The organism is Oscillibacter sp. (assembly GCF_040505565.1).
In the GTDB taxonomy this organism is placed as follows: Bacteria; Bacillota; Clostridia; order Oscillospirales; family Oscillospiraceae; genus Oscillibacter.
Map to the genome: position 1 here is coordinate 1 of NZ_JBEUWZ010000014.1, position 26,145 is coordinate 26,145.

General features: G+C 46.7%; 25 protein-coding genes, 1 tRNA gene and 5 pseudogenes. 12 read left to right on the forward strand and 19 right to left on the reverse strand.

Features of this window, described 5'->3' with window-relative positions; translation table 11 throughout:
• Together ABWQ15_RS07480 and ABWQ15_RS07485 are read right to left on the reverse strand one after the other, a co-directional pair.
• The coding region (locus ABWQ15_RS07480) for a hypothetical protein (protein WP_353908140.1) at positions 1-755 on the reverse strand (755 nt) is incomplete at its 3' end.
• A 157-nt stretch (positions 756-912) separates the two neighbouring features.
• Positions 913-986, reverse strand: a tRNA-Gln gene (locus ABWQ15_RS07485).
• A 213-nt stretch (positions 987-1,199) separates the two neighbouring features.
• On the opposite strand from ABWQ15_RS07485, the pseudogene ABWQ15_RS07490 reads away from it, so the two are divergent.
• Positions 1,200-2,262: pseudogene (locus ABWQ15_RS07490) on the forward strand (IS3 family transposase).
• Between the two features lie 61 nt (positions 2,263-2,323).
• On the opposite strand, the gene ABWQ15_RS07495 reads toward ABWQ15_RS07490, so the two are convergent.
• The 3 genes from ABWQ15_RS07495 to ABWQ15_RS07505 all read right to left on the reverse strand — a co-directional run bounded on the left by ABWQ15_RS07495 (position 2,324) and on the right by ABWQ15_RS07505 (position 4,799).
• Positions 2,324-3,313: a hypothetical protein gene (locus tag ABWQ15_RS07495; RefSeq protein ID WP_353908141.1), complete on the reverse strand. Its 990-nt coding sequence runs from the start codon at positions 3,311-3,313 to the stop codon at positions 2,324-2,326.
• A 238-nt stretch (positions 3,314-3,551) separates the two neighbouring features.
• Entirely contained in the window at positions 3,552-4,325 is a 774-nt protein-coding gene (locus ABWQ15_RS07500) for a hypothetical protein (protein ID WP_353908142.1), read from the reverse strand.
• 318 nt (positions 4,326-4,643) lie between these two features.
• Entirely contained in the window at positions 4,644-4,799 is a 156-nt protein-coding gene (locus ABWQ15_RS07505) for an AgrD family cyclic lactone autoinducer peptide (RefSeq protein ID WP_353908143.1), read from the reverse strand.
• Between the two features lie 208 nt (positions 4,800-5,007).
• On the opposite strand from ABWQ15_RS07505, the gene ABWQ15_RS07510 reads away from it, so the two are divergent.
• The 3 genes from ABWQ15_RS07510 to ABWQ15_RS07520 are packed head-to-tail and all read left to right on the forward strand — an operon-like array spanning position 5,008 to position 7,593.
• The gene (locus ABWQ15_RS07510) at positions 5,008-6,333 is read left to right on the forward strand and encodes a sensor histidine kinase (protein ID WP_353908144.1); all 1,326 of its coding nucleotides are present in this window, start codon (positions 5,008-5,010) and stop codon (positions 6,331-6,333) included.
• Positions 6,330-7,025 (forward strand): LytR/AlgR family response regulator transcription factor, encoded by a 696-nt coding sequence (locus ABWQ15_RS07515; RefSeq protein ID WP_353908145.1) that lies wholly within the window; start codon positions 6,330-6,332, stop codon positions 7,023-7,025. The genes ABWQ15_RS07510 and ABWQ15_RS07515 overlap by 4 nt, the downstream gene beginning before the upstream one ends.
• Positions 7,026-7,029: 4 nt before the next feature.
• Positions 7,030-7,593: an accessory gene regulator B family protein gene (locus tag ABWQ15_RS07520; protein WP_353908146.1), complete on the forward strand. Its 564-nt coding sequence runs from the start codon at positions 7,030-7,032 to the stop codon at positions 7,591-7,593.
• Between the two features lie 489 nt (positions 7,594-8,082).
• On the opposite strand, the pseudogene ABWQ15_RS07525 reads toward ABWQ15_RS07520, so the two are convergent.
• From ABWQ15_RS07525 to ABWQ15_RS07550, 6 genes and pseudogenes are all read right to left on the reverse strand, one after another.
• Positions 8,083-8,696: pseudogene (locus ABWQ15_RS07525) on the reverse strand (site-specific integrase); the annotation flags it as partial.
• Between the two features lie 232 nt (positions 8,697-8,928).
• Positions 8,929-9,240, reverse strand: coding sequence for a DUF6809 family protein (locus tag ABWQ15_RS07530; RefSeq protein ID WP_353908148.1), 312 nt, complete (start codon positions 9,238-9,240; stop codon positions 8,929-8,931).
• Between the two features lie 89 nt (positions 9,241-9,329).
• Positions 9,330-9,488: a hypothetical protein gene (locus tag ABWQ15_RS07535; protein WP_353908277.1), complete on the reverse strand. Its 159-nt coding sequence runs from the start codon at positions 9,486-9,488 to the stop codon at positions 9,330-9,332.
• Positions 9,489-9,619: 131 nt separating this feature from the next.
• Positions 9,620-9,727, reverse strand: a pseudogene (locus ABWQ15_RS07540) (hypothetical protein); the annotation flags it as partial.
• 83 nt (positions 9,728-9,810) lie between these two features.
• Positions 9,811-9,993 (reverse strand): hypothetical protein, encoded by a 183-nt coding sequence (locus tag ABWQ15_RS07545; RefSeq protein WP_353908149.1) that lies wholly within the window; start codon positions 9,991-9,993, stop codon positions 9,811-9,813.
• A gap of 80 nt (positions 9,994-10,073) precedes the next feature.
• A complete protein-coding gene (locus ABWQ15_RS07550; RefSeq protein ID WP_353908150.1) occupies positions 10,074-10,214 on the reverse strand; it encodes a hypothetical protein in 141 nt (46 codons plus the stop codon).
• 707 nt (positions 10,215-10,921) lie between these two features.
• Between ABWQ15_RS07550 and ABWQ15_RS07555 the strand changes: the two genes are divergently transcribed.
• The 3 genes from ABWQ15_RS07555 to ABWQ15_RS07565 are packed head-to-tail and all read left to right on the forward strand — an operon-like array spanning position 10,922 to position 13,302.
• Positions 10,922-11,311 carry a hypothetical protein gene (locus tag ABWQ15_RS07555; protein ID WP_353908151.1) on the forward strand — a complete coding sequence of 130 codons (390 nt, stop codon included), beginning with the start codon at positions 10,922-10,924 and terminating at the stop codon, positions 11,309-11,311.
• A 36-nt stretch (positions 11,312-11,347) separates the two neighbouring features.
• Positions 11,348-12,610 (forward strand): peptidoglycan-binding domain-containing protein, encoded by a 1,263-nt coding sequence (locus ABWQ15_RS07560; protein WP_353908152.1) that lies wholly within the window; start codon positions 11,348-11,350, stop codon positions 12,608-12,610.
• 2 nt (positions 12,611-12,612) lie between these two features.
• Positions 12,613-13,302 (forward strand): hypothetical protein, encoded by a 690-nt coding sequence (locus ABWQ15_RS07565; protein ID WP_353908153.1) that lies wholly within the window; start codon positions 12,613-12,615, stop codon positions 13,300-13,302.
• A 515-nt stretch (positions 13,303-13,817) separates the two neighbouring features.
• On the opposite strand, the pseudogene ABWQ15_RS07570 reads toward ABWQ15_RS07565, so the two are convergent.
• From ABWQ15_RS07570 to ABWQ15_RS07580, 3 genes and pseudogenes are all read right to left on the reverse strand, one after another.
• Positions 13,818-14,036 (reverse strand): annotated as a pseudogene (locus tag ABWQ15_RS07570) (tyrosine-type recombinase/integrase); the annotation flags it as partial.
• A 249-nt stretch (positions 14,037-14,285) separates the two neighbouring features.
• The gene (locus ABWQ15_RS07575; protein ID WP_353908154.1) at positions 14,286-14,756 is read right to left on the reverse strand and encodes a tyrosine-type recombinase/integrase; all 471 of its coding nucleotides are present in this window, start codon (positions 14,754-14,756) and stop codon (positions 14,286-14,288) included.
• A 293-nt stretch (positions 14,757-15,049) separates the two neighbouring features.
• Positions 15,050-15,185, reverse strand: a pseudogene (locus ABWQ15_RS07580) (transposase); the annotation flags it as partial.
• Positions 15,186-15,242: 57 nt separating this feature from the next.
• Between ABWQ15_RS07580 and ABWQ15_RS14125 the strand changes: the two are divergent.
• Together ABWQ15_RS14125 and ABWQ15_RS07585 are read left to right on the forward strand one after the other, a co-directional pair.
• A complete protein-coding gene (locus ABWQ15_RS14125; protein WP_502919113.1) occupies positions 15,243-15,434 on the forward strand; it encodes an IS110 family transposase in 192 nt (63 codons plus the stop codon).
• A gap of 112 nt (positions 15,435-15,546) precedes the next feature.
• On the forward strand, positions 15,547-16,221 hold the full coding sequence (locus ABWQ15_RS07585) for a transposase (protein WP_502919112.1): 675 nt from the start codon (positions 15,547-15,549) through the stop codon (positions 16,219-16,221).
• A gap of 345 nt (positions 16,222-16,566) precedes the next feature.
• Here the strand turns inward: ABWQ15_RS07585 and ABWQ15_RS07590 are convergent, their stop codons facing one another.
• From ABWQ15_RS07590 to ABWQ15_RS07600, 3 genes are all read right to left on the reverse strand, one after another.
• Positions 16,567-17,190: an HD-GYP domain-containing protein gene (locus tag ABWQ15_RS07590; protein ID WP_353908155.1), complete on the reverse strand. Its 624-nt coding sequence runs from the start codon at positions 17,188-17,190 to the stop codon at positions 16,567-16,569.
• A gap of 67 nt (positions 17,191-17,257) precedes the next feature.
• The gene (locus ABWQ15_RS07595; RefSeq protein ID WP_353908156.1) at positions 17,258-19,981 is read right to left on the reverse strand and encodes an HD domain-containing phosphohydrolase; all 2,724 of its coding nucleotides are present in this window, start codon (positions 19,979-19,981) and stop codon (positions 17,258-17,260) included.
• A 298-nt stretch (positions 19,982-20,279) separates the two neighbouring features.
• Positions 20,280-22,097, reverse strand: a complete 1,818-nt coding sequence (locus ABWQ15_RS07600; protein ID WP_353908157.1) for a methyl-accepting chemotaxis protein — start codon at positions 22,095-22,097, stop codon at positions 20,280-20,282.
• 978 nt (positions 22,098-23,075) lie between these two features.
• On the opposite strand from ABWQ15_RS07600, the gene ABWQ15_RS07605 reads away from it, so the two are divergent.
• Together ABWQ15_RS07605 and ABWQ15_RS07610 are read left to right on the forward strand one after the other, a co-directional pair.
• Positions 23,076-23,975: a LysR family transcriptional regulator gene (locus ABWQ15_RS07605; protein WP_353908158.1), complete on the forward strand. Its 900-nt coding sequence runs from the start codon at positions 23,076-23,078 to the stop codon at positions 23,973-23,975.
• A 269-nt stretch (positions 23,976-24,244) separates the two neighbouring features.
• Entirely contained in the window at positions 24,245-24,559 is a 315-nt protein-coding gene (locus ABWQ15_RS07610) for a hypothetical protein (RefSeq protein ID WP_353908159.1), read from the forward strand.
• A 14-nt stretch (positions 24,560-24,573) separates the two neighbouring features.
• On the opposite strand, the gene ABWQ15_RS07615 is transcribed toward ABWQ15_RS07610, so the two are convergent.
• Complete coding sequence (locus ABWQ15_RS07615) at positions 24,574-25,293, reverse strand: polysaccharide deacetylase family protein (protein WP_353908160.1); 720 nt, start codon at positions 25,291-25,293, stop codon at positions 24,574-24,576.
• Positions 25,294-25,373: 80 nt separating this feature from the next.
• Here ABWQ15_RS07615 and ABWQ15_RS07620 point away from each other — a divergent pair, with 80 nt between their 5' ends.
• On the forward strand, positions 25,374-25,736 hold the full coding sequence (locus ABWQ15_RS07620; protein WP_353908161.1) for an H-type small acid-soluble spore protein: 363 nt from the start codon (positions 25,374-25,376) through the stop codon (positions 25,734-25,736).
• Between the two features lie 47 nt (positions 25,737-25,783).
• On the opposite strand, the gene ABWQ15_RS07625 is transcribed toward ABWQ15_RS07620, so the two are convergent.
• Entirely contained in the window at positions 25,784-26,101 is a 318-nt protein-coding gene (locus tag ABWQ15_RS07625) for a LysM peptidoglycan-binding domain-containing protein (protein WP_353908162.1), read from the reverse strand.
• Positions 26,102-26,145 lie beyond the last annotated feature (44 nt).

A 26,145-nucleotide genomic window follows, 5' to 3' on the forward strand; every position in this document is an offset into this window, starting at 1 on the left:
CGACATCTGGCCGGATCAGATGCGAACCTTGGCCGGATGCCGGAGAATACGCAAACGGTGGTCAATTCGCCAATTATGCTTACTACCGTCGAAGAAGAAGTTGGCTTTTCGTAAGCTTTAGTAGTACGCGTGATTTTGCCAACGGAATATGTAGCCACTTGCAATATAAGCGAAGCAATAATGCTAATAAAAATTTCTCTTATTATTGATGCTACTACTGGATGTGACTCTTTAAACACCTCAATTGTTGATAACAACTTTTGTTGCCAATTTTGAGAATCGCTAATGATCTCTGATATTGCATCAGCAGCGAGTTGTTTCTCTTGCTCAGCATTATCAATATCATCATCATGGTCATCTGTATCTATATCAGAGAGATCAATAAGATTAATGCCTTCAAGAACTGATGATAAATTTGATAGCATATTTGCTCGAGATAGCCCAATTAAAGAGTTTTGAACAGATTGATTAATGGAATATATCATCGGAGAAATGTTGAGTTCCCATTTTATATTATTGCCAAACATATTTAAGGCTTGTGAAACGCCTGAAATATTGGCTCCTATATCTGGCATTGGAAGTTGCGTGATAGCTTTTAGTGCTGCTGAAGCCGAATTCAAATTTGTTTGAAAAATTTGTTGATAGCTTAGCCCGAGCGATTGTCGCATACTATCTTGCAACTGTTGCATTCTTTCCATTTGTTCAAACAATGGATTATTCATCCACGGCATTGACAACGCATCAATGTTTGCCATACTATTCCCACCCTCTATTCTTATAACATCATTGGGAATATTATACAGCTATATATGCGATTGCGCAACAATAAAACACACTATATATTGTGTACCAACTGGCTGGGACGGCTGGCCCATCAGAGAGTTCACCGATAATAATCTGCTCCGAATCGGATGGCTAGAGAGGCAGGTGCCGACCTGCTTTCCCGGCTTCAAGGGCTGGTACACTTGCCGCTATGCTACTCTCCAAAATAAGCCGCCCTAAATAAGGTTAGTACTGTCGCTAACAACCATTGCTGGCAATGTTCCATTTCACTTATTGATCCAGGACTGACGTAGGATATTGTTGGTAAGAAACTACTGTGATGTAGTGTGGCCTCCTGACCTGCCCCCGAAAAAGTGGCCCAATAAAAGAGTTAAAAATCTAGTAAAATAGAAAAAAGGAAGGACCATGTGACGAAGATGAAAAAGAACCATTATACAGAAGTGGAGATCGTGTTTGCGTTAAAGCAGGTAGAACTGGGCACGCCGGTGGCAGAGGTGTGCCGCAAGCTCGGAATAACGGAGCAAAGTTTCAAACGATGGATGAAGAAATATGGCGGCATGATGCCCAGCGATATGAAGAAGCTCAAACGGCTCGTAGCTGGTGGCAGATCCGAGTTTGGATAAGGCGATGCTGCAGAATATGCTCTCAAAAAACTGGTAAGGCCTGTCGATCGGAAAGAGGCGGCGACATATCTTCTAAAGCATTATTCCATCAGCGAACGGAGGATGTACGCGGTGCTGAAGATTTATCGCTATTCTTATCGATATGAATTAAAGAAAGACCGACAGGCTGTATTAAGAAAAAGAATTCGAGAAATAGCAGAGGTTCGCATCCGGTACGGCTATCGCCGTATCCATGTTCTGCTATTGCGCGAAGAATGGGAGATTAACTACAAGCGTGTTTATAGGCTATACCGGGAGGAAGGGCTCAATCTACGGCAAAAGGCGAAAAAGCGCCAAAAGATCGTAAGCAGGATCCCATCAACAGAAATACCCAGTATTCTCAATGAGTGCTGGGCAATGGACTTTGTCAGCGATCAATTTTATAATGGAAAGAGATTTCGGACGCTTACCCTGATTGATATGTGCAGCAGGGAGTGTCTGGCTCTGTACGCGAATAAGAACATTACTGGAGAAACGGTAGCTGCCGTACTGGATCAAGTTCGACAAACAAGAGGCTTACCCAAACGCATTAAGGTAGATAATGGCCCTGAATTTATATCAAAGGCTTTGGATGCTTGGGCCTACTTCAATCATGTCCAGTTAGATTACTCAAGGCCGGGAACACCGACAGATAATGCCTACATGGAATCGTTTAATGGCTCAATGTCTGAATGATAACTGGTTTATGTCTCTGGAAGACGCCAGAGAGAAGATTGAGCTCTGGAGAACGGACTATAATGAATTTCGTCCTCACTGCGCACTAACATGCCTTACACCAGCCGATTTTGCCCGAAATCAAGCTAAAATTGCCGCTTAGAACCCTCGATCTTTAACTCTAACGCTGGTCCAATATTCGAAGCACCTCATGTAACAAATCATTATCTCGAACCTTCTGCCGGAGACGATGTATCATCCTCAGAAAGTTGATTGACACAGATAAACAAGAGAATGGTCCCCACGGATAAGATTCCTGTGTCAGTCATCAGCATGGGCAGGGCGAGAACTTTGGCAAGTTGACCATTATAATAAAGAGTCAGATAACAAAGCCCACTGACTGCGGCGAGGATAATGAGGACTGGAATTCTGGCTCTGCTGTGCCACCATTTTTTTTGGGACAGCAGGGTACAACTTCCGGTTAGAAAAATACATTGTAGCACCATATTCACCCCTTCTGTAACTCCAACTAAAAGCTGATACCCTTTGGGAAAGGAGAGACCTTGGCGTATCTGATTCAAATCCTGCTCCGAATAACGGCGGAGATGGAAAATGTCCATATAAGCATAGTTGGAATACCTCATCCAGAGATAGATAATCAGTCCCAGACAGGTGGCAAACGCGACGCCAACCACAATTTTCCAGCCACGCCAACTCTTTGCGCTATTAATATTATTCATATACGTGGAGCTTGACAGAAGTAGCTTGATAATTAAGGCCAAGAAAAAAAGCGACTGAATTTCTAGAGAAGTTAACGACATGGGCAGGGTATACTGATCCACATGGAACATGTAGTACCGTTGAAAAAAGAGATTCACATGTAGAGCAAGACAGGTAATTCCTGCCCAGTAGGGTAGCCCAATCCTATTTCGTTGTTCCTTCATGCTCAGGCCGAGAAAGACAAAAATATGGAGCATACTAAATAAAAATCCAACCCACATAGTCAGGGAAAATAACTGATCGAAATTTTCCGGCTCAATGTATGTGTCTAACCATTCAAGTTGGGCATAAGTATAAAAGTGGTCCGCAGGTGAAAGGATGACAATATTCTGATGGTTAATCCAGCTCTGAAGAAAAAAGACTTGAAAAACCAGCTCAGAAAACAGCGCCAATAGAATTACTGTTTTTCTTATGGGAAGTCGCTTCTTTATCATAATATCCTCCGTTTTGCTTGAGTTCGTGCAAATCATGCAGGCATATTTGTCTTGTGATATGCAAAAGAGTTTACCAGAACAAGGCAAACCAGAACAAGGCAAACCAGAACAAGGCAAACCAGAACAAGCTGGTTTGCCTTGTTCTATTGTAGATTTGCTTCTATGATCAGGATTCAACCAGCGAGAGATGTTTAGTAGAGATTTACATCAGAGCTTTATTGCGTGGTGGAACATATAATTAATGATGTAACGTATAACTTACGGAATCTACGTCAGTCGGATATTTCATCATCGGATACGAATACCATCCTAATAATACGGATACGCGAGTAGTCTCGCCATCAAATTGGTCGTAAGATTCAGTGTTCATAATATTGGCATGCTTGCCCGCGTCTTTAACATTTTGCCACGCAAATTTATTGGTATAAGTCGGAATGCCGGACAATAAGCTGAAGAAAGCCCCCACTTTAGGTACATATCCCAGTACCGTATACAGCACATCACTCAGGGTAAAAGAAGTCGCCTGATCCCAAAGAAGCTGATCTGTATCATCTGTATCTAAATAGCTTTCGGCGCATTTAAGATCGTAGCTGGAATCAATTTCTTCATATTCGAGGGACCCCCCATTCGAAGCATAGATTTCATTATATTCATTGCGAGTTGTGGTGTTCTGCGTCGATAAGGACCGACCATACTTTTTTGCTATAAAGGCGTCTATTTCCTTCTCAACAGAAGCGTAAATAGTTTCTTGCATTTTGGGCAAAAGGTCGAGGGCATTCTGTTCCTTTAGCTGGACGTATAGCTGTTCGTGAATAGATTTGTACTCTGCTTGTTTGTAGGCTTCACTTTCCTGTGCAATTTGTGCATCCAGTGCAGCCATTTCAGATTCGGTCTTATTTTCTCCCGACACCGGCTCTGCCGCGAATGCTGGAATACACAACGTAAACAGCATGGCAAGGCAAAGGAGCAGGGAGAGTTCTCTTTTTCTTATGCTAGACTTCTTCGTTTTCATGATAGTACTTCCTTTCATTTGTGTGGTTTCGAGTAAAGCGACAAGGAACAACCTACAGGAAAGCGTCACGATTAGCCCATTGGGATATTCCCTTTATTTTCATCGTTACCACCAGAATTACCTACCGAATCGGTGTTCCACGTTCCTACTGCACGGGGCCCACCCCTCTCTTTGCAAAGTTGCTTGTGCGCAGTACCTTTCCGCTTTTTATAGGCAGATACTTGCGTTTCCAACTAAAACTAGCAAACCTAAACTGGGACTTTATAGGAATCGTCGGTTTTCGGCTTGAGTATAGCTTCCTGTAAAAGCAATCAGCGTTTACCACAGTTTCCTGGGAACCTCGGGTTCATAAAAATGGGCGCTGCAGGGGGCCGCCGCAAAGACGGCTGCCAGAGCCGTCAAAAAGGCTCCGCTTGCATGGAGAATCCGTTTCCTCGCAACCCGCTTAAATTCTTTGTCCTGTCTCTTTTTCATTCCAAACAGCTCCTTCATTTAAATTTTTGAGATTCCCAATTTTCTTACATCTCTACAGTCGAAGCTATCACAGAATCTGGAAAAAACAAGGGCTTTGGCGCGAGTTGCCTGTTTTCCGGCGTGAATTGCATCTAACACCCCTGTCATCCTCTGGCTTTTTATGGTAATATAAAAAGCGTTACCGGTGGGAGGGGTGGATATTTACTTTATGCAATCTTATTTTTGGGAAATATTTGTCTGCCTGATTGAGGCACTGCTGATTACGTATCTGCTCTATCAAAAGATCGGCTTAAACGCCCACCGCAAAATCAGGCTGCTTCTTTCAGTGGGCGTCTTGACCTGCACACTGAGCTTATTTACTTTCCTGGAGATATCCTCCAGCTTGCGGATCTTACTCAATTTTTCCGTCTGCGTTCTGGTTGCATTTTGGATTTTTAACGGGTTCCATCGCGCCATGTGGTACAAGGCGGTCTTGTGGCCGGGTATCTACTTTTTGATCGTGGCTCTGGCGGATAATATTACGTTTTCTGTTGCGGAATCAATGGCTAACGCTCCGTTGGAAAAGTTCATGGCATTTGATAATGTTAGAATCCAGTTTACTTTGGTCTACTTATTTCTTGTGACTGTGATCGTATGGGTGTCCGCCCATCTCGGCGAACCAGAGCCGGCGTTCCCATTGGCCGTCAGTCTAGTTCTATTTGCTCTTCTGTCCATCGGCATTTTTGCAGAAGAGTCCGTTTTAGATCTCTCCTTGGTGCTGAGAACCAATCCCACAACCGCTGCAGAGGCACAGACACTGACGATCTTATGCTATATCCTGTTGCTGATTCTTTTTACACTGCTGGTTACGTTTGAATGGCTGGGCGTCATTCTCAGAAAAAACAGGGAGCTGCAGCAAAAGCAGCAGCTGACGCTGGCCGAGCAGCAGCAATATGATTTAATGGTTTCCACAACCGAATCCTTATCTGAATGGAAACATGACTATCAAGGGCAACTGCGGCTGATTTCTGCCCTGATCGAACAGGAGAAATACGCGGAACTGAAGCAATTCTGCGGACAGCTGGATTCGGCGCTTCCGGCTTCCGCCTGCATCTTGTGCAGTGGAAACCGTACAATTGACGCTGTCATTTCTCTTCGCATCATGGAGGCACGGCGACACAACATTCGATTTGATACCCAGCTGTATCTGCCAAATGAGATTCCTTTAAAAGACGTGACATTTGCCTCTCTTATAGGAAATCTATTGGACAACGCAATCGAGGCGTGCAAAAAAATTCCGGAAAACGCCGCAATCCAGTTTAAAATTAGGCCATGGAAACAAATGCTGTATCTCTTCTGTTCGAATTCTTCCGATGGAGCTTATTTGCTTGGGACACAAGGGGGTCTGCGCTCTACCAAAAAAGAAAATCACCACGGCATCGGAATTCGGCGCATCCGGGAGATTGTCGAGCAAGCTGGCGGCACCTGCCAATTCCAGGCGGAAAAAGACCATTTCAGCGTCAGCATTATGATTCCTCTGGAGGACACGAAATGAAGGTCGCAATTGTTGAAGACGAGACGCCCCACGCCGAGGCCTTACGGGATCTGCTGCGGCAATGGTCTGAGGAACATCAGGCCCTGATTGATGTTGCGCTTTTCGACAGCGGCGAGATATTTTTGAATGCCTGCGAGGATTCGTTTGACCTTGTCTTGATGGATATTAAGATGAACGGAATGGATGGGATCTCTGCAGCCCGTCAGTTTCGGCAGCAGGGCTTTCATGGGCAGATTGCTTTTTTAACTTCTTTCTCTGAATATGTATTTGACGGATATGAAGTGCAAGCCCTGAACTATCTCATGAAACCCGTCTCCTACGAGAAAATTGCAAAATGCATGGACTATGTGGAGCAGAAACTGCATGATGATCACTATACGTTCCGCAATCATGATTGGGTGACGCGCATTGCCTATTCCAAGATTATTTATTTTTGCAGCGCCAACCACTATACACAGATTATTACCACGGATGGGGATTTCCGGCAGAGGGAATCGCTGCAAATCGTCTTTTCCCACCTTCCCAGCCGGTTTCTCTTTTGCCATCGGACAATTATCATTAATATGGAGCATGTATCCAAGCTGAAAGGACGGGAATTGGTGCTGTCAAACGGCGTAATTGTGCCAATCAGCCAAACCTATTTACAGGACGTCCGATCCACGCTGATGTCTTATGCGGACATGATGAGGTAATCGTATGATTTTTGAATTATCCAAAAAAATATCGGCGTATCTCATTGAGAACGGTGCCGATCATGAGGAGGAAGAGGTACTTACCTATGGGGCCGAGTGCTTTTTAAACCTTCTGATCTCAGACGGTTTTTTGCTTGTGATTGGGCTTTTCACACACCACGTTGTACCCTTACTGATCTGGGCGGTCAGTTTTTCTCTGTTGCGGGCCAACCTGGGAGGGCTGCATGCCCTGTCCTATTTTTGGTGCATTCTGATCGGGACGGTGATCGGCGCGTCCAGTATGGCCGTCAGCCCTGTCTTGGCAGTCCATCCTGTAGCCGCAGTCCTCTGCACCGTAGCGGGAGCCATTATCGCCATTGCCATAGCTCCGGTCCCTCATAAAAACAAGATGTATCTTCAGGCACGCAGGAAGAACATTAAAGTGAAAGTTGCCATCACGGCAGCCATTGAGTGCGTTATGATATGCGTTATCTACTTTGTTGATCCGATGTACGCGGCCTATATTGCATGTGGGTTAATCATGGCTGTTGTACTGGGAATCGCTGGGACAATATGGAATCCTCGTTGAATTGTTGTTATCCCAAGAAGTGGGCTTCTTGCGCTATCCTGAAATCAAATAGGCTGTGCCGAACAAAGCCAATACGAATTAGAAATAATTTAAGAACAGTGGCTCAGTTTTTTATAGTTGCTTCCAGTTAAGTTAACTTAACTTCTATTTGACGCATAACTTGTCATTGATAAAATGTGGCACTACATGTGTCACCTCTTGATTTGCTAGACTGCAAAGCATTTGTATATAACAATTATGTACTTAACACAGACACCTTGGTAAGGATGAGGTCCCCGGTCCGAATCCGGGTAGCAGCTCCAAAAGCCACCGCTTTCCATAAAAAGCGGTGGCTTTTTCTTTTGAAAAGTTCTGAATTAGTTTAATGTAAATTTCTGACCCACACCGTGACCCACATGCGGAAATGCCCCAAGACGAACAAAGACCACCGGACAGGAAACTGTTCGGTGATTTTGCGTTTTTTGAGGGCGATTTTTGGCTTTGTCGGGATCACACCACCTGTGGCATAACTTCACCCATGGTGATCGCCGCGGCGTCCTGGGCCTGCCGGGTGGCATGCGTGTAGGTTCGGAGGGAGAAGCCAGCGTCGTAGTGACTCAGCATGGCGGAAACGGTCTTCACATCCACGCCATTTTGCAGCGCTGTCGTGGCGAACGTGTGCCTGAGTTTATGAAATTTCAGGTGTGGGAGTCCCGCATCCTTCAAAATCTTTTTGTGAATGTTTACCACCGAGTCGGGATGGTACATCCCCCCGGTAATGGGGGATGGGAACAGGTAGGGACTGCCAAGATGTTTGTTGTGTTCCGTGATGAGCAGGTCAATGGCTTCCTGCGGGACGGACACCAGCCGGATCGAGCTTTCCGTTTTCGGTTGAGAAAGAACGCATTCTCCGTTGGGGTTGCGAACATATTGCTTACTGACGGAGATCGTATTATGAGCTGTGTCCACATCGCTCCAGAGGAGCGAAACCAGTTCTCCTTTCGCATACCGCTGACCAGTTCCAGATAGAACATGGGCAGAGCGTCCCGCTGAACGGCGGCCTTCAAATGGACCTTGATGCTTTCCAATGAAAGCACGTTCATCTCTACTTTTCTCACCTTTGGCGCGTTTCTTTGCCATAAAATCAACTCTTTTGTAATGACCCACAATACCATACAGCAATCGCAGCAGCCATGAGATCAGCGCGAAGTTATCAGAAAGTTATCAATTGCCAGTGCGACTGTCGCCGTGGTGTTCTTCTTTGTTTATGCGGCGCAGATTTTGGATCATTCATTACTGGAATGCGGCCCTCGGTCTTATGAAAGATAGATTGCAAAACTTGGGATGGTGTTGTTTTCACATTGGATGTTCTTCCTCGTTCAGAACCCGTGCGTGTTCTTCTTCCTCTTTATCGAAAGAGTAGCGTGGCTGGTCGGACAGCTCCCGGTAAATTCCGCAGGCCAGATGGTAGCCGGCGAGGAAGCTGTGCAGCGATGTCTCGTCGCGCAGTGCGTTTTCCAAATCAATGTAGCGCAGCAGCAATATGCGTTGTTGTTTATCCAGTTGTTCGTGCAGAGCTTCATGCGCACAGTCCAGCTCATATCTGAGACGCTTACAATCGGGCGGCGTGTCGAAGCTCCTCTGCAGAGATTTCATATAGTCATACATGGAATCGCCTCCTTTTCAAGACAACACATATACCACAACCGCCGGCACAAAGCAATTAGAAAATGCAGTGTTTCCAATGACTTGGAGGTTTACATGGACAGGGTGGGGCCGGTGTATTCCTCATGGTCGTCCGGCTTGTGGCCCATGGCGATTTTCTTCTCCCCGAGCTTTTGCAGACGCTTGCGGTCAATCCGCATTCCCATGGGTCCGGTTTTTGGCAGCGAGTTATCCCGGAATATATTCGCCATGTGGCGGAGAAGCCGGGTCGCTGACAGCATGAGGGAGGCTGGCGTGAGGGACACATTCGGTCGAGGAAAAATTGTGCGTACTGATTTCCCTGCCGGGCAGATTGAGAGAACCAGTATTCCGCCGTGGGTATGTCACGTTTCGTTACGGACCCGGCCAGATACAGCTTACCCAGCAGATATTGGGCGTACTGGTTTTCGGCGTTGGCGGCGTCGGTCAGATATCGCAGCGCCTTGCCCATATCTTTTTACATAATCTCCCCTTTGAGATATTTTTTGCCGACGCGGTAGGCGGCATAGTGACTTTTAACGATCAGCTTCGCCATTACTCGTCACCCGCATCACGCATGCGCTGCTCAAAAGAGATGCGCCCGTTTGTCTCCTTCACATTTCTGACGCTCTGTGCCCGCATGTGCCGCAGCGCATCTTCGCCGATGTCATAAGCGGTGGCGATGATCCCGTTGGTCATGTCGATCTCCACCGACTGCTTGTACAGCAGACTCGCCATGCAATCCTCGAACATCCCGAGCCGACCGTCCAGGTATGATTGGATTGCTTGTGGAAGGAACAGCCCGGTGTCACCCGCAGTCAGTACCCGTGGTAGAATTCCACCGCTCTCCGTACGACTTCCGCCGCGCTCTGACCCTCGTCCAGTTCCTGGCAACGGTCAATCTTGTCTTTCTGGTCCTCAGTAAAATAGGCTGCGAATTTTTGAGTTTTCTCCATCATGGGCAGACACGGCGCTCCAGCAACAAAGCGTGGAACGCCGGCTCGCAAAACTCGCCCCTGTCAGCCTCTGTGAGCCGCTGTGTGAGCCATTGCAGACCACGCTGGGCACAATTCGGGCGAAATTGGGCCGCTTCCGGAGGCCATATCTGCCTCTCTTTCCGGCTCTGACCCCGTTCAAAGCCTTGCTCCACCGTGATGTTTCCGCCTGATGACCTCAGCAAGCTCTTTCCTCCCTAACTTTGACCCCATCTGCGGTACCCGAAAATCTCTCGTAACTGCCCGCACTGCGGGCAGTTGTGACCGGGCGGGCGGCGCTGGCGACGCCCGCCCTGTATCCTGCTTCTTCTTTCGTCCCTCGCAAGTCGCTCATAGAACAGCGCCAGCGCCTCTTGAATGGAGCGGATGGTATAGAGCAGACTGCCGCATATGTGCATCGAGAATTGCGACAAATTCTCTGCCATGGTTTGCAACTCGTGAATGTACGAGTTTGTGAAGGATCACATAGTCCTGATGTTCAACCGTTTGCCAACTGTATATTGAGCTATATTTTGCGTTTATTTGCCTTTTTCGACAGACCATGCAGATTGTCAGATGACACTTCATGTTCTTTTATAAAATATTGTTAACTTTTTAAAACTGTTGCACGATTATATGCAATATCCTTCCATTGATACGCTTTTATCAAAAGACTTTTAGGAGGCGTATTTGTGAGTAAAGAAGGAATTGGGGAAAATGGGGCCGTCTTGGGAAGCGGGGACTATTGGAGCAGGGTGAACCGCTCCACATTTCTCGGCGGACTGATGCGGCGGACATCGGAGACAAACTATTCCGAAACATTGCGGGAAACCGGCAGCCGGGCAGGCGACATGACAGAAGAAATCTACGACGATTTACAGGAGCACAGAAAACAGCTTTCCTCCATCGATTCCGACCGGCGAAACGCCCTTGCAATGCAGGTTCGAGGGTTGTATGATGTATGCAGAATGGCTGGCAGTTCCTGCAGCCACAGCGGCGAGTGCGTTGCTATGCTGACCCTGTCCGGATTTTTCAGCAATCCTTTCAGCGACGAGCGTGCGATCCAAAACGCCATCCGCTAAATCAAAAACAATTCGAATTTCTTTGCCAGTGAATGCGTGGATCTCATTCAGAAGGCTGCGGACTGGAGCATTTCTTTCGCTGCGGGAAGCAACGCGAAAAAGCGGGCTTTTCTGGAGGAGATTGCGCAGGGAAAGGACAAGGATTTTTTGCAGGAGGTTCTGGACTCTTACAAAAGCAGCAGTGGCAATGTGGATACGCGGGGAAAATGCGGGTATCCCATTGGCAGCAGCGAGTATCTGGATCGCATGGAGCGAGTTGTTTTCCGTCAGGATGTCCCGACAATGTGCAGCGCGCGCTGGGGTAGCCCGAATTACGACGGTCTGTTGAGGGACGCGCTGGAATCCATAGCTCACCAACTGGAGCGAGATCTGGAGCGCAATGAACGGGAGAACAATTACATCACGGATGAAACGGAGGAAAATCTGAAAACCGCTGTCAGCGAGCTGGAACGCTGCGGTATCAGCACCGGTTCGGCCAACAGTAAAATCGAGAAGCTGGCGTGGTTTGTGGGCGGCGATCCGGCAAAGATCCGTCAATTGCAGAGCAAGCTCAACCAGCTGGGTGTGGACGAGCATCTCAATGAGGACGGTGTTTACGGGAAGAAAACGCTGGCGGCGTGGGAGAAATTTATCAGTAATTTGGAACACGGAACGGTTCCGACGCTGACTTGGATTGACCCATTACAAAGCGATTTAACAGGCATTACGGTTGGCCGTTCAAGATATGGTAAGACTCACAATTTAGACGACGCGCTTATGATAGGGTCTCATCCATATATTCGGATTGATCCGAAACCGGAAGGAACAGAAACAGCGTGGCCGCGCGGCATGAAAACGGATATCACCTATCCGCACATTAATTTCGATCCGAGACCGGATAGCAATTGGCTTTACGACCAAATACAGAGCAACTATAATCATTATCGGCTCAGTGATAGCGCCTACGACAAGCTAAAAGATTTAAAAGGCGCTGGCAAGATGGTTCATGTTGCTGGAAGAGTGCTGCTGGTCGCAGGGATTGCACTGGATGCGTTGGAGTTGGGGACAACGATTGAAGTGGACTTAACGGACGCGGACCGGAAGCTTGGCAAAAAGACGCTTTCCACCGCCGTCGGCATCGGCGGAAGCTGGGCGGGCGCCGTGCTAGGGGCAAAACTCGGCGCGCTGGCCGGAGCGGCAACCGGCCCGGCCGCACCCATTGCAATCCCGGATCTGAGTATTGTGGGCGGCATCGGCGGCGCTTTGGGCGGAGACGCGCTTGGGCAATACATCGTGGATATTACTTGTACGGAGGATTAGATATGGGACTGATTAAACTTTTATGGGACCTTTACTATTTCCCACGGCACTACGAATTTACGCCCGTATCGGATGACTGGCCGCCGGACGGTAGCATGCACTTTGTCAAATGCACGGACGAGGCCCAGAAAGCTGTTCCATGCACTCATATTCAATATGAATTTGGTGCAAACGTAGGCGAGGATGACCGCAGAATCGTAAAGCTCAGCATGGAAGTGATGGAGCAACTCTGCGTTTCTCACCAGGTTTTGACAGAGATCCAGTCTGGAAAAGAATATTCCAAAAAGCAGCGATGGCATCCGGAGCAATTCACTGTACGGTATCATCACTTCCTGGAGAATTTAAATGCTTCCATATCTACCTATGCAAAGGATGAAAAAAATCTGGTGATTTTAACAGAAGGCTTTGATGCGACTGCTTTTTGGGCATATAAGAGCCTGGACACGGAAGACTACTGCTTCTTTGACTTCTATACTTTTCCATGTGAGCAGGTGTTCTCAAATGCCCAAAACGCTGCGGAAGCCATGGCCGCAGAAAAATACGATTTGTGGCTGAGCCTTAGTGAATATGGTCCGTGCGCGCTCTATATCACACTGAATCCTGAAACGGTAGATGCAGACACCATCCGGAAAATTATTGAAAGCACTTGCAAAGAACATCAAATTTTGTTTCAAAATCCGCCGCATCCATGATGGTTATTTCCCCGCCTTTTTCAGACGCGACCTAGTGCAGTAAGGCATAGTTGAAGAAGAGGAACAGCGGTATAAAACTTACTATTATCGACGGAAGTTGGGCGGGCGCCGCCCTGGAGGAAAATGTGCCGCGACGAACTGCACTTCAAGCTTTTTCTTTGTTTAATTGCGGCGCAGATTTTGGACGCTGAAAACTGCCTTGACCCACACATTGACCCACACGGGGAAACGAGCGGATGGAGACAACGGAATAAATAGGACAAAAGGCCTCATTCTTTTGGAGCAAAAACGGCTAAAAAGAGTTGCATCGCAATAAACTGAAGCCTTCCAATCACTTGGTAAGGATGAGGTCCCCGGTCCGAATCCGGGTAGCAGCTCCAAAGAAATTCTTAGAACCATTGTGGCTCTAAGAGTTTCTTGCTTTTTCTTGGCTGCTGACTACACCGAAAAACCAACACAAAAATCAACACCAGGCACAAAGATTGACCGGGCGGGATGATTCCTGCCCGGTGTTTTTATATCTTTTCGATTGCATCACGGAATATTTGGCTGGCCCTTTTCGTGCTATCCTGATCAGCGTGGGTGTACATCCGAAGCGTGACCGCCTTGTCACTATGCCCGAGTTTCTCCGATACGCTGGTGATGTCAGCGCCGTTCGTTATTGCCACGCTAGCGAAGCTGCGGAGGAGTTTGTGAGGGTGGAGACCCGGCATACCGTACCGCTCAGAAAGCTTCTTAAGATAGCGCGTAGGGCTTTATGGGTGCATTGGTTCCGGGCTTCCGTCCTGAGCGAAGACATACGCACGGATTACTTTTTCGGCCTGCTCACTCCGCAGAGACCGAAGGAGGGCCATTACAGAATGGTCAACATCAACCACGCGCGGCTTGTCATTCTTTGGGGTGTCAAGGTAAACGCCTTTCTGTGGAGTATAGCAGAGGTTTCCGGTGACGGTGATGGTGTTGGTCAGAAAATCAATGTCCTTTCACTTAAGATCGTGGCACTCTCCGCGCCTGATGCCTGTATCCATCAGCGGCCGGGCCAGCACCTGCCACTTCAACGGCTCCTGCTCCAGGCATTGCAGGATATGCCGCAGCTCTTCAATGCTGCACGCCTCAACGGTGGTCTGCGTCTCGTCTTTACGTGGCTTTGGCCGCTCAACCTTGTCCATCGGATTCTTGGGTATAGCGTCGGCCATATAGGCCATCTTAAAAAGGCTATGAAGGATGGTATAGCATTTGATAACCGTGGCGGGTGCTTTCCCCTCTGACTGAATGGACAGCAGTAAGGCAAATATATTTGCCAGTGTGATATCCGGCATTTTGAGATCACCAAGAATCGGGTATATGCTCCGGTTAAGGCAACCATAGAAGTTAGAACGGGTGTTCTCACTAATTGTGACGGCCTTGGCGGGCATGAACACGGTCTGCCCATATTGTCTCTCGAGGGTCAGCACCTTGGCGGCCTCCTGCGCCTCCCAAATAGCCCTGTCCTTCTTCTCCTGACGGGATATAACTTCACCGGCATTGCAGCGGCGCTCAAAGTCTGCGGCAACGGTTGTAAGTTCTCTGTCTATGGCCCTCTGACTCCAAAGTTAAAGCGGACTAATCACGGCCATGGCGAACAATGATTTCATAGAATATGCGCCCATCCTTGGTCTCTTTTTTACGGGTTGACGGCATCTAATCACCTCCATGCCATGGGCTTCGGCCTGGGGTGTCTTGCATTTTGGCATCTGGAGGTTTTCGCCAGATACGGATATTTCCCGCCATGCAGTGGTCGGTTGCGCCAATCCTCAATATGAGCGTAGGCTTTTTTGTTCAGCTCGCGAGGATACCTTGCTGCCCCACAGCGCCTCTGTGATGTCCTCCACACGGCGTACGGAGCCGGCTTTGAATGTTTACTGCAGAAGATCCATTCCTGCGCCGGGAAGTCCGAGGAAATAAAGGTAGGGCTTGAGGCTACCGGACACTACAGCTACAACATTCTTAGGCTTTTTCTGGACAATGGCCTAGACAGCGTTGTCATTAACCCCTTGCACACCAATTTTTATCGGAAAAGCCTCAGCCTTAGAAAGACTAAGACAGACCGTGTGGATGCACGAACAATTGCAGCTAGCTCATGTCTGATGTGAATCTCAAGTCCTACACGGACACAGCTTACCACAACGAAGAACTAAAGTCACTCACGCGATACCGTTTTGACAAAATGCGGGCACGCGCCAAGCCAAACAGTCTGTCGCTTAGTTGGTCAATATTCTCTTCCCAGAACTCGAAAAATTGGTTCCTTCACTTCACGGGGCGTCTGTTTATGCACTTCTCAGCGAACTGCCCGGTGCTTACCAGATTGCCTCCTGCAACCTGACGCACTTGAAAACCATTCTTGTGGACGCCTCCAAAGGCCGCTACGGCAGAGATAAGTCAATTGAGATTCGTGATGCTGCCAGGCAATCTGTTGGTTCCCGAATGCCTGCAAAGTCCTTGGAACTGCAACACACAATTCGCCTCATTCAAGAGATGAATATGGAGATCGACGAAATTGAAGAGCAGATTGAAGCTATGATGGTTGAAATTCATTCTCCCATCATCACCATCCCTGGTATTGGCACACGCATGGGAGCCATGATTTTAGCCGAGATTGGAGATTTCCCCCAATTTAATTCTCCAGACAAGATTCTTGTCTATGCTGGCCTTTCACCGTCTATTTACCAATCTGGCCAGCACATAAGCGGCCATGTTCGCATGAAAAAGCGCGGTTCGCGCTATCTTCGGTTCGTAATCTATACCGCAGCGAGATACGATTGCCTTTGGGATCCTACTTTTGCTGCCTATTTTGCAAAGAAACGTGCCGAAGGAAAACACTATAATGTTACTATCTCTCATGCGGCAAAAAAACTTGTACGTTTGATCTTTGCCATGTAGAAATCCGAGCAGGTTTATCAGGTAACTTAATTCTTTCTCTTCTCGCTTGCTTAGGGCGCCTTTACGGACGCCCTTGCAGTTACGCTTTTCTTGCTGCTTTCGGAGTCCCACATCCTCCAAAATCTTCTTGTGGATGTTGACCACCGAGTCGGGATAGTACATCCCCCAGGTAATGGGGGATGGGAAAAGGTAGGGACTGTCGGGATGTTTGCTGTGTTCCGTGATGAGCAGGTCAATGGCCTCCTGCGGGACTGACACCAGCCAGATCGAACTTTCCGTTTTCAGTTGAGAGAGGACGCATTCTCCGTTGGGGGTTGCGAACATACCTTCAGCTGCTCGCATTACCTAATTAACCAAAAACTGAAATTCATTGTCCAAAAACAATTTTGCCAGCCCTGGATCAAACTGTGTTCCTGCGTTCGCTTCTATTTCCCTACAGGCATATTCATGGCTGCGCGCCCTCCGATAGGACCGATCGCCTGTAATCGCATCATAAACATCACACACGGAGGTAATCCGAGCTATTAGGGGTATTCGTTCACATTTAATCCCATATGGATAGCCGTCTCCGTTCCACCACTCATGATGATAGACAGCGGAGTCATGCGCCAATTGCATTAGTTCGGAGGGTATGCCGGAAACAGAACCGTTCCGGATTAATTTGAAAAGCTCCTCGGCAAATAAGGGGTGTTTCCGCATGAGACTCATTTCTTCTGCTGTGAGTCGATCCGGCTTTGAGAGGATCTCCACTGGTACCCAGGCCTTGCCAATGTCATGATAATAGGCCGCTTTTCCAAAACACTTATATTCGCCCAACCTTTTGATTTCCGGATATGCACCGGCACGAACTATTAGTTCAGTTATAATATCTACGTAGTTTTTAACATGTGTTAAATGCCGGATCTGCTCATCCGGAAGAGAGCGAATGATCTCACTCACATTAGATTCACTACATAATGTTTGGTACATTTTCTCTTTTTCCTTCTGGTAAAATGTGCAAGTATAGACATATAAACACAAAGGAATTAATACTTGGTTATGATATATCAAGAATCAGCGCTTGTCGTAAATGCTCAGGAATACTTGGATCAAATTGCTTTCCAGCTCCCTCTAGAATTACCCGCAGCGCACATTCTTTACTCTCTTCCAAATAGTTGCCTCTGTTTCGTACCCGCTCATAGGCTTCGGCTATCGCAATAATCCTTGAAATGAAGGGGATTTCCTCGCCCTTCAACCCTTTCGGATACCCCGAGCCGTCCCATCTTTCGTGATGTCCAAAAACGCCGTCCGCAAGATCTGCCGAGTCCTCGTACAGGTTCAGAATCCGATAACCCACCGCGGGATGCTGTCGTACTCGTTCTTTTTCCCCCTCAGTTAGCGTCTCCGGGTCCTTTTCGAGAATATCGTTGCTAAGCGCAATCTTGCCGATATCGTGCAGATATCCGGCATCGCGAAGTCTTCGAATTTCTTGTTCCGGAAGCCTCATAACTGTACCGATTTCTCCGCAAAGTCTGCTAACCTCCTCTGAATGTTCCTTTTCCCTGGGGCTTTTTTCATGGAGTGAACGGATAATACTTTTAACAGCATCTGCTCCAAATCTCTTGCCTGAGATGTTTTTTTCTTTGTACATCTCATTTTCAGCAATTTTTAATGTCTGCTCAAGTATCTGATAGCTTCGAGTTTTTGTACTTACACCAAGGGCCATACTGCCGCAGATCATTTGGACCTTTTTACGTGAGAACTCGGTTTTCAGCCTATTTGCGATCATCTCAGCGTCTCGAAATGTGGTCTTGGGCAACAGAATGGCGAACTCATCACCCCCCACACGGGCGGCAACATCACTTTCTCGGCAGGCTTCTTTCAGCACTTCTGCCGCATTTACAATCAGGTTATCCCCAACGGAATGCCCAAAAGCGTCATTTATCATTTTCAGCCCGTTGAGATCTATGTAAATTACGGATATAGGAATATTCTCCTTAGTATCTATCACTTCCATTTCACGTTCAAAGCAGCGTCTGTTTTTAAGGCCTGTCATTGCGTCGTGGCAGCTTAAAAAAAGAATTTTTTCTTCCTCCTGCTTCCGCATGGTAATATCCGAAAACGTGACGACAAAGCCGTCTCTACGTCCGTCTTTCAATCGAGGCATGGCGCGCCATTCGGCGTCGAAGCAACCACCCCCGGCCCGCCAAAACACATCCTCAACCGGTTGGCCGGTCATCCCTGCCTTCAGGTATTCGGTCAGGGGCCGCTCACTCGTGGAGCGCAGCGTCCCATCTCTGTAGCTGTGGTGGACAAGGGACCGAATTTCCTTCCCGAGCATGTCTTCTGCGTTCTCAAAGCCCACAAGGCGTAGGCAGCTTGCATTGCAGAAGGTACAGATGCCTTCAAGATCCGTGCCAAATATACCTTCCGCCGTGGCGTCCAGAATTAGCTGCAACTGATTGCGGTGTTCCTGCAGAGCATCATTTGCCTGTTTTAGTTCTTTTGTTCTCGAAGCCACAGTTTGCTCAAGATTGTTAATAAGAGCCTGCATGTTGTCCGCTACCTGGTTAAAGGCTTCGGATATTCTTCCGATTTCATCATTTCTAATAATTAAGGCCCTTTTATTCAAATCCCCGGCAGCGAACTGCTCCGAGGCGCTTAATAAACCGAACATGGGCTTTAGCAGCTTTCGGCTGATCATAAAAAATATCAGAACAGAGAGCAGACCCGCAATGCAGACAAGGAACGCAGTTGTGCGAATACTTTGCATCAGCCCCGTTGTCAAAGTCTCTTCTGGAATTGCGGACACGATAATCCAATCTATACCCGGCAGTTTATATTCACAGAAACTTGCAAACAACCCACCGCGTTTTTCTTCTACAAATTGATTGGAATTGCCGGTGTGCAGATACTGCTCGTAAGCCTGTATAATTGCGGGATCCCCAAGAACATCTGCAGTCTTTCGCTCAAGCGTGCCATCCGCAGCAAGCTCATAGTTATCAGCGCCCAAAGAATTGCCAATAAGGCACCTTGTATTATTTTCCATAATAACAACGTAACCGCCATATCCGTCAACGATATTCGTAAGTGTTTTATTCATGTCGGACAGGAGAATGCGCGCGTTAAGGACGGCTTGAAGCTCTCCGTTACTGTTATACACCGGCTGAGCAGCGGATATGGCAAGATCCTTCATGAAGGAGCATCTGTATACTGTGGAAAACACCGGTCCTTTAGCTTGAACGGCAGACTGATACCATTCCGCTGCACGAGGATCGCGCGCTTCCTCACTATTTAAAAAAGTACCTGCGGACATATCTTCGTTCACTGTATAGACCCATGATTCATTACTTGTCTCATGACTGTTTTTTGTGAGTTCCATCTTACCGCTTTGATCTCTGCGCGCTGCGAAGTATTCACCCGTTGGCGTGCCGAAGCCGTAGCTGTAGATATAGTCCGAAAAAGAATGCAGGCTGTCGGTAAGAAACTTGTCGCGGCTCCCGTCATCCGAAAAGTTTATTACGCCGTCTTCAAAGAGTTTGCTGTTTACCTCGTTCATGTTCAAGGACGACTGTATGAACGAATTAACCCGGTCTTCAATCTCCGAAGTCATTTTTTTTGCAAGCCCAGCTGAGGATTCTTTCCCGGAAACCTCCCAATTTGAGAACACCATACAGCCAATACCGATAATTGTAATAAGTAGTAACAGAATAAATGTAATTATAAACACCCGTATTATTGATGTAGACCTGTGCTTTTGTGCGTTGTTTGAATGAGTCAAGTCTGATTACCTTCTTTTGTGACAGTCGTATGTATGCAAGTTGACTGATAACGCCTTTTGAATGCAGGGCTATGAAAGAAAGTTGCTCACGTTCTATAAAAGAGTGTGAATAAATTCTGCAACTGTTGTAACGGGGCGATGCAACGCAGCAACGGCCTGTAGATTTATCCCATTTTCTTGGCGATACGTTGAGCAATCCAATGATCGTTTATATAGCTCGTAAAATATTTCCCAGGCGTGAGATGTTTGCAGAGTCAGCATCTCACGCCTGCATTTGTACCGATATTCGTTTTTACCGTCAGTATTTTTTCACGCCGCTGCCCGCAAAAGATATTGCTGCTTTGGATGAAGCCGTTTGGTACGGGATTTTCCTCATTGGCTCTTCGTCCGGAATCGACTCATCTTTTCCAGCAGCAAATTTTTTATTTAACTTGAATACACTGACACAGTCCTTCAAACTGTCGGCCTGAGCAGAAAGTTCTTCGCTGGCCGCCGCACTTTCCTCGGCAGAAGCCGCGTTGCTCTGAACAACCTGCGATATCTGAACAATCCCCTGATTGATCTGTTCCAAAGCCGCCGCCTGTTCGTTTGTAGCGGTGGCGATTGCTCCGACAAGCTCGCCGGTCTGCGAAACCCCTTCCAAAATTTTGCCCAACGCGCCCGCCGTCTCTTTTGCGATGTTCGTTCCGGCATCCACTTTTTGCATGGAAGTTTCGATCAACTCTGTCGTCTCTTTTGCAGCTTGTGCGGACTTTCCAGCAAGATTTCGGACTTCTTCGGCCACCACGGCAAAGCCCTTGCCCGCGCTTCCGGCTCTGGCCGCTTCCACCGCGGCATTGAGCGCCAGAATATTTGTCTGGAAAGCGATATCGTCGATTACCTTAATGATTTTACTGATACTAACAGAAGAAGTATTGATCTCATCCATAGCGCGAAGCATTTCCACCATTTGTGCGTTGCCGGAATTTGCATCCCTTTGAATGCTGGCTGCCAGCGTATTGGTTTTTTGCGCGTTCTCAGCATTCAGTGTCGTTTGTGAGGTGATTTCCTCCATGGATGCCGACAGTTCCTCAACGGAGCTGGCCTGTTCTGTCGCACCCTGAGAAAGTGCTGTACTGGAATCCGCCACCTGCGTTGCACCTGCATCCACCTGATCGGCCGATGCGACAATGGAGGCCGCGAGGTCATGAAATTTTGCCACAAGGTCGGTGAGAGCTTTGCCCATGACATCAAATTCGGATCTTACCGTTATGACAGTGGTAAGATCACCCTCCGCAATTGCCGCAGTTTTTCGAGCTTGCTCGGAGGTGCTTTCCATCACCTTATTAAAGGATAAGGCAAGCGTCCCGATTTCGTCTTTCCTGTATTTCAACTGCAAGTCTTCTTTGCTTAAAACTTTGCTCGCATCAATGTCACCGACTGCCAGCATTTCGCCAAACGCCGCGAACTTTTGCATGGGATTGCTAATCATGCCAGATATAAAACGGCTTAAGATAAAAGAAATCGCAAAAGATATCAAAATTACGGCAATCATCAGGCAGATTGATAAGGTTGCCGATGTTTTTCCGGCCGCGATGTCTTCTTGCGCAAGGGTGACGTCATATTCCGTCAGGGAGGCGAATGCCTTTGTCGTATCATTGACAATGGATTCCGCCTGAGAAATATTGGCCGTCATTTCATCAAAGGACCCGCCGGATTTTGCAAGGGACAAATTTTTGTTGATTATTTCCAGATAACTCGCATATGCGGATTTAACAGCGTCCAGATTCTTCTGGTCCTCGTCATTGGCGATTGTGTTACTGTATGCCTCGAAGTCTGCTTCTATTGCATCAATATAACTTTCAACTTTTTTAATGTACTGCTCTTTTGCATTCGCGTTATTTAAGTTGATCTGTAGTCCGATTGTTGCCTTGCCAAGAGCCATAAAGTCCGTTTCCGCCTGGGAAGCGTAGTTTATTCCCATGGTGCATTGATCATAGGTTACCTGCTGATCGTTAGAAAACTTAATCAGATTTAAAATACCTACAATACCAATAACAGTTCCAATAAGGGCAACAATAAAAAATCCGGTTGACAGCTTTCGTGACACTTTCATATTTTCAAAGCGCTTTTTCATTTTTCTCTTTCTCCGCATTATTGAGTAGTAGTTTTTAAAGCCCCTCTCCAAGGGCCGAGTGTTAAAGATGTTGTTACTTCACATAAAATGTTGCTTTAATCATTGTGTTTCGGAATTCGGACTGATATATGTGACTACAGCTGCACCGAGTCAGTTTCAAACTCACTTCATTCAGCAGCTTTTCGCAGTCGAGCAGCAATGTGATATGGTTTTGGGCTTTCCCGATGCTTCTAACATACCCCCTGTCCGTCACCCGAGCTGATTATGGGCGTAGCGGATCTCTCTCATCCTGAGTTGTCGGCACCTCAAATACGCAATCCACATTCAATCGGGTTGACATGCCACCAATATGGATAGTAGTAACGCAGGCTCTTTCTGCGCAGTCCATTTCGGGCATTTTGTAATCGGCGGTATTCCGATAATTTTCAAGACTTTTTCAATTGCGATACCATTCGTCTCATCGCAACTTATATAATGTCAGAAACCCGCCCTTCCTTGCGTCTTCGCTGCCAGCAGAGATCTCCCTCAATAAATCATCACCCATGCTTTCACTCCCCTAGAATTACTTTTGTACGCAATTCGCACTACGAACACTTGAGCAGAACGGTAGCGTGAGTTCAGGCGCCGCAGACGCCATCAAGCAATACTTGGACAAGACGCACTATGCATGATTCCGCTCAGGTATTCTTTTTTGAACCTCTTCCTAGTGTATTTATAATTTTACTTTATAAAACAAATTAGGCAAGCCCTCTGGGATTTAAAAACAAGATATTTGGCTTTTTACCATATACATAATTTCAAGCGGGAGACATCGCATATTTCGTTAGCACCTTTACATAGTTGCAGAATTTGTGTGTCACACCATAATTTAAATATAAAAAGCATTTGCAAACAACTCATTATGGAAATTGCACATAAATTGACAGAATATTCTTATTGGGTTATAATTTCAACTCAAAAGAACAGAGGATGAAGCCCGTGAGAATTGAATACATAAGATACTTCATTAAAGTAACTCAATGCCATTCAATTCTATCTGCGGCAAAGAAGTTATTTATAAGTCAAAGTACACTCAGTTCCGTAATACACTCTATGGAATCCGAATTGGGTTACCAACTTTTAAATCGCTCCGCAAAGGGCGTAGAATTAACAGAGAAAGGGAGAGAAGCACTTGCCCATATGCAGGAAATAAGCGATGGGTATGATCGAATGCTTGAGTTGAATACAGATTACATCATTGGCAAAAAAGAAAGTATATGTATCTGCGCATATCCATGTTTATGCAGTTATTTAAGTCTAGAACTGTCAAAGCTAATTCTGAGTGAACGATATTCAAACACTATGTTGGAAGTCAAGGACTCTTTGGGGTTAGATAATGTAATTAATGGAAGCGCCGACATCACAATTAGCCACTGCGCGGTGGAAGAATTACCGTATTATAAGCGTATACTAAGAAACTTAAATTATATTATTGAAGAGCTTTTTGAAGATAAGATGTGTTGCTATGTCAATACTGATTCTGAGTTTGCAAGAAATGACGGTATAATGCAAAGCGAGTTGCTTTCTGAACACATAGTTATTTCTCAGTGCTGCTTGAAGCAAATCGGAATAACTGAATTTCAGGAAATTTGCGGGCGTCTTACTGTACTTAATCAACCGGATACGGTTAGGCAGGCGGTTGTCAACGGAACTTCCGTTGGAATAGCACCAGGCTGTTCTTTAATTGGAAATGAATCCAGTAAAGATAATGAAGTTTTTATGGTTCCTATAATTGATACGCCAAGAAAACTTGCCGTATTTATGATTTACAGAAAGAATACTTCCAGCATAGAAAAATTGCTGATTCAGGATCTTAAGAGGATTTTAAAGCTATTTTAACGTTTGCAATGTGAAATTATCGCTATTTTCATATAGTTTATTTCTTTAGAAACAATATATGAGAGATGAAGAAAACCATCCATAGGGTGAGTGTTTTGGTTTATCGGTTGTTCGCGGCTTTCACACAGCAGGATAATTCTTATATTAGAGATTGGCGATCCCTGAACCCACTGCTGAAAAGGCAGCTGGATTGCCAAGTGAGCTGCTGAATCATGCTATAATCCAAGGAGCACGCCATAAAACGAAGATATTGGCTGGAACGGATTACCATGGCCGACAAAATCAGTCTGACGGCAGCGGAAATGCCATCTATCTTTAGGAGCATCAACGGTAACAAGGAAAATATCAGCGACTATACTTGTGTGAGAAAACTCAACAATAGCTCTGCTGCAATTTGTATAACAACATACTATGACAAAGTCGCTACCATAGTAGGCAATAATCTGCAGGACAATAGAGGCGGAATCAACATAAATGGCATCTGGTACACTCGGGCCGGAGCCGCCGCAATGCCGACGATTGAGCATTCTATTTCCGGTGGCCTGCCGAAACACAAAAGCTGTCCCCGGGGCTCCTATTGGTAAGCCCCGGGGCAGTTTTATGAGTGCCTTTTGTCCGAATAATACATAATGCAAGGCTGCGGCGTTACTTTGTTTTTCTCCAACAGCTCCTTCACCGTAACAAACACATATCCCTTTTCTTGTAAAACGTCTATGATTTTCAGCGCAGCGTCAACCGATTCCGGCACGGTATCATGCATAAGAATAATATCCCCTGATTTTACCTGTTTCAGTACTGCCGCAACGTCCTTATCTGTATTTCTTAGCTTCCAGTCCCAGGGGTCAACGGACCATTTCACGAGAGGAACTGTGAACAGCGCTTCCTGACATTGATCTATTTGGCCGAAGGGCGGACGCACCCAATATTCGTCATCACCAAGCAGGCTGCAAAGCTCGGCGTCGGTCTTGGAGACTTCCTCCAATACTGCCTGTGAAGACGCTCCTTGTAGTTTTAAATGATCCCAAGTATGGTTTCCGATTTGATGTCCTTCTGCTTTCATACGCTTTACCAAAGCGGCATTGGGTTCAATTTGCTTACCCACCAGAAAAAAGGTTGCTTTAGCGCCCCGATCACGAAGCCCATCCAGAAGTCGAGAGGTGGTATCTGCTTTCGGGCCGTCGTCGAAAGTCAGAGCAATATATTTTTCGCCTGCTGGAATTTCAACTTGAGAATCCACGGAAATGGCTGTTTCTGAAGCCACCACGCTTCCCAATAATAGGACAGCCGCCACCAGGAATATAATTCGTTGAATCTTCAATGCATCCCATCCTCTTTTCATAAAGGTAGTATGGGCGTATTGAAAATTGTTACACTGTCAAAATTTTGGATGTATTTTGGATGCCCAATACTGCGTGCACACCGCATTTCAATATTGCGGCTGCAAGTGTTTCCCGGAGCCTGCCGATCGGGAAGCTCCGGGAAAGTATAACTTTACCGGCAGAAATAGGACCGCCGCCTGCATATTTACAAGCCGATCGCTCATTCTATTTTATTATAAAAGAAAGGAGAATCGTAATGGATTCGAAACGTGCAAAAGAGATCTGTGCATCACAGCATATGGCAAACGTCACTCATATAGGCGTTCCTATTTATATTGACAGCGTTTCTGATGACAAGGGTACCGCAAACATCCACCCGCTCAGCGAGCCGGATGACCATCGAACTGTAAACGTCTCCAGCCTTACAGAAGCGCCACAATAAGTAAAAGCCCCGCCTCCATCCGATCAGGACAGGGGGCGGGGCGCGTATTATGTGATATTGCCGAGAGGGCATGATTGGCTGCCATTTGGGCAGCTGGGCGATTGCGGTGTTTGCTGGATAATTTGCTGCGGAAGCTGAGGAACTTGCTGCATAGGCTGCTGCATAGGCTGCTGGGCGGGTTGCTGTCCCTGGTAAATATATTGCTGGTTATTAGTTGTACCTGTTGGAACTCGGATGATCTGGCCGACATGAAGGTTGAACGGATTGACGCCGGGATTAGCAGTGATAACGTCCTGCACGCTCACCCCGTATTGATTTGCGATCTTGTAAAGTGTATCGCCCTGCTGAATGATATAGGTTACCATGAGATAATCACCTCTGAGTCAGGATATGAATTGATTACGATGCA

What these genes read in the sequence shown, in the direction of transcription:
- ABWQ15_RS07620 (WP_353908161.1), top strand. Translation starts at nt 25,374, where the DNA reads ATGCCCAATACTGCGTGCACACCGCATTTCAATATTGCGGCTGCAAGT.
- ABWQ15_RS07530 (WP_353908148.1), bottom strand. Translation starts at nt 9,240, where the DNA reads ATGTATGACTATATGAAATCTCTGCAGAGGAGCTTCGACACGCCGCCC.
- ABWQ15_RS07550 (WP_353908150.1), bottom strand. Translation starts at nt 10,214, where the DNA reads ATGATGGAGAAAACTCAAAAATTCGCAGCCTATTTTACTGAGGACCAG.
- ABWQ15_RS07510 (WP_353908144.1), top strand. Translation starts at nt 5,008, where the DNA reads ATGCAATCTTATTTTTGGGAAATATTTGTCTGCCTGATTGAGGCACTG.
- ABWQ15_RS07625 (WP_353908162.1), bottom strand. Translation starts at nt 26,101, where the DNA reads ATGGTAACCTATATCATTCAGCAGGGCGATACACTTTACAAGATCGCA.
- ABWQ15_RS07515 (WP_353908145.1), top strand. Translation starts at nt 6,330, where the DNA reads ATGAAGGTCGCAATTGTTGAAGACGAGACGCCCCACGCCGAGGCCTTA.
- ABWQ15_RS07500 (WP_353908142.1), bottom strand. Translation starts at nt 4,325, where the DNA reads ATGAAAACGAAGAAGTCTAGCATAAGAAAAAGAGAACTCTCCCTGCTC.
- ABWQ15_RS07610 (WP_353908159.1), top strand. Translation starts at nt 24,245, where the DNA reads ATGGCCGACAAAATCAGTCTGACGGCAGCGGAAATGCCATCTATCTTT.
- ABWQ15_RS07505 (WP_353908143.1), bottom strand. Translation starts at nt 4,799, where the DNA reads ATGAAAAAGAGACAGGACAAAGAATTTAAGCGGGTTGCGAGGAAACGG.
- ABWQ15_RS07565 (WP_353908153.1), top strand. Translation starts at nt 12,613, where the DNA reads ATGGGACTGATTAAACTTTTATGGGACCTTTACTATTTCCCACGGCAC.
- ABWQ15_RS07590 (WP_353908155.1), bottom strand. Translation starts at nt 17,190, where the DNA reads ATGTACCAAACATTATGTAGTGAATCTAATGTGAGTGAGATCATTCGC.
- ABWQ15_RS07545 (WP_353908149.1), bottom strand. Translation starts at nt 9,993, where the DNA reads ATGGCGAGTCTGCTGTACAAGCAGTCGGTGGAGATCGACATGACCAAC.
- ABWQ15_RS07520 (WP_353908146.1), top strand. Translation starts at nt 7,030, where the DNA reads ATGATTTTTGAATTATCCAAAAAAATATCGGCGTATCTCATTGAGAAC.
- ABWQ15_RS07600 (WP_353908157.1), bottom strand. Translation starts at nt 22,097, where the DNA reads ATGAAAAAGCGCTTTGAAAATATGAAAGTGTCACGAAAGCTGTCAACC.
- ABWQ15_RS07495 (WP_353908141.1), bottom strand. Translation starts at nt 3,313, where the DNA reads ATGATAAAGAAGCGACTTCCCATAAGAAAAACAGTAATTCTATTGGCG.
- ABWQ15_RS07535 (WP_353908277.1), bottom strand. Translation starts at nt 9,488, where the DNA reads ATGGCGAATATATTCCGGGATAACTCGCTGCCAAAAACCGGACCCATG.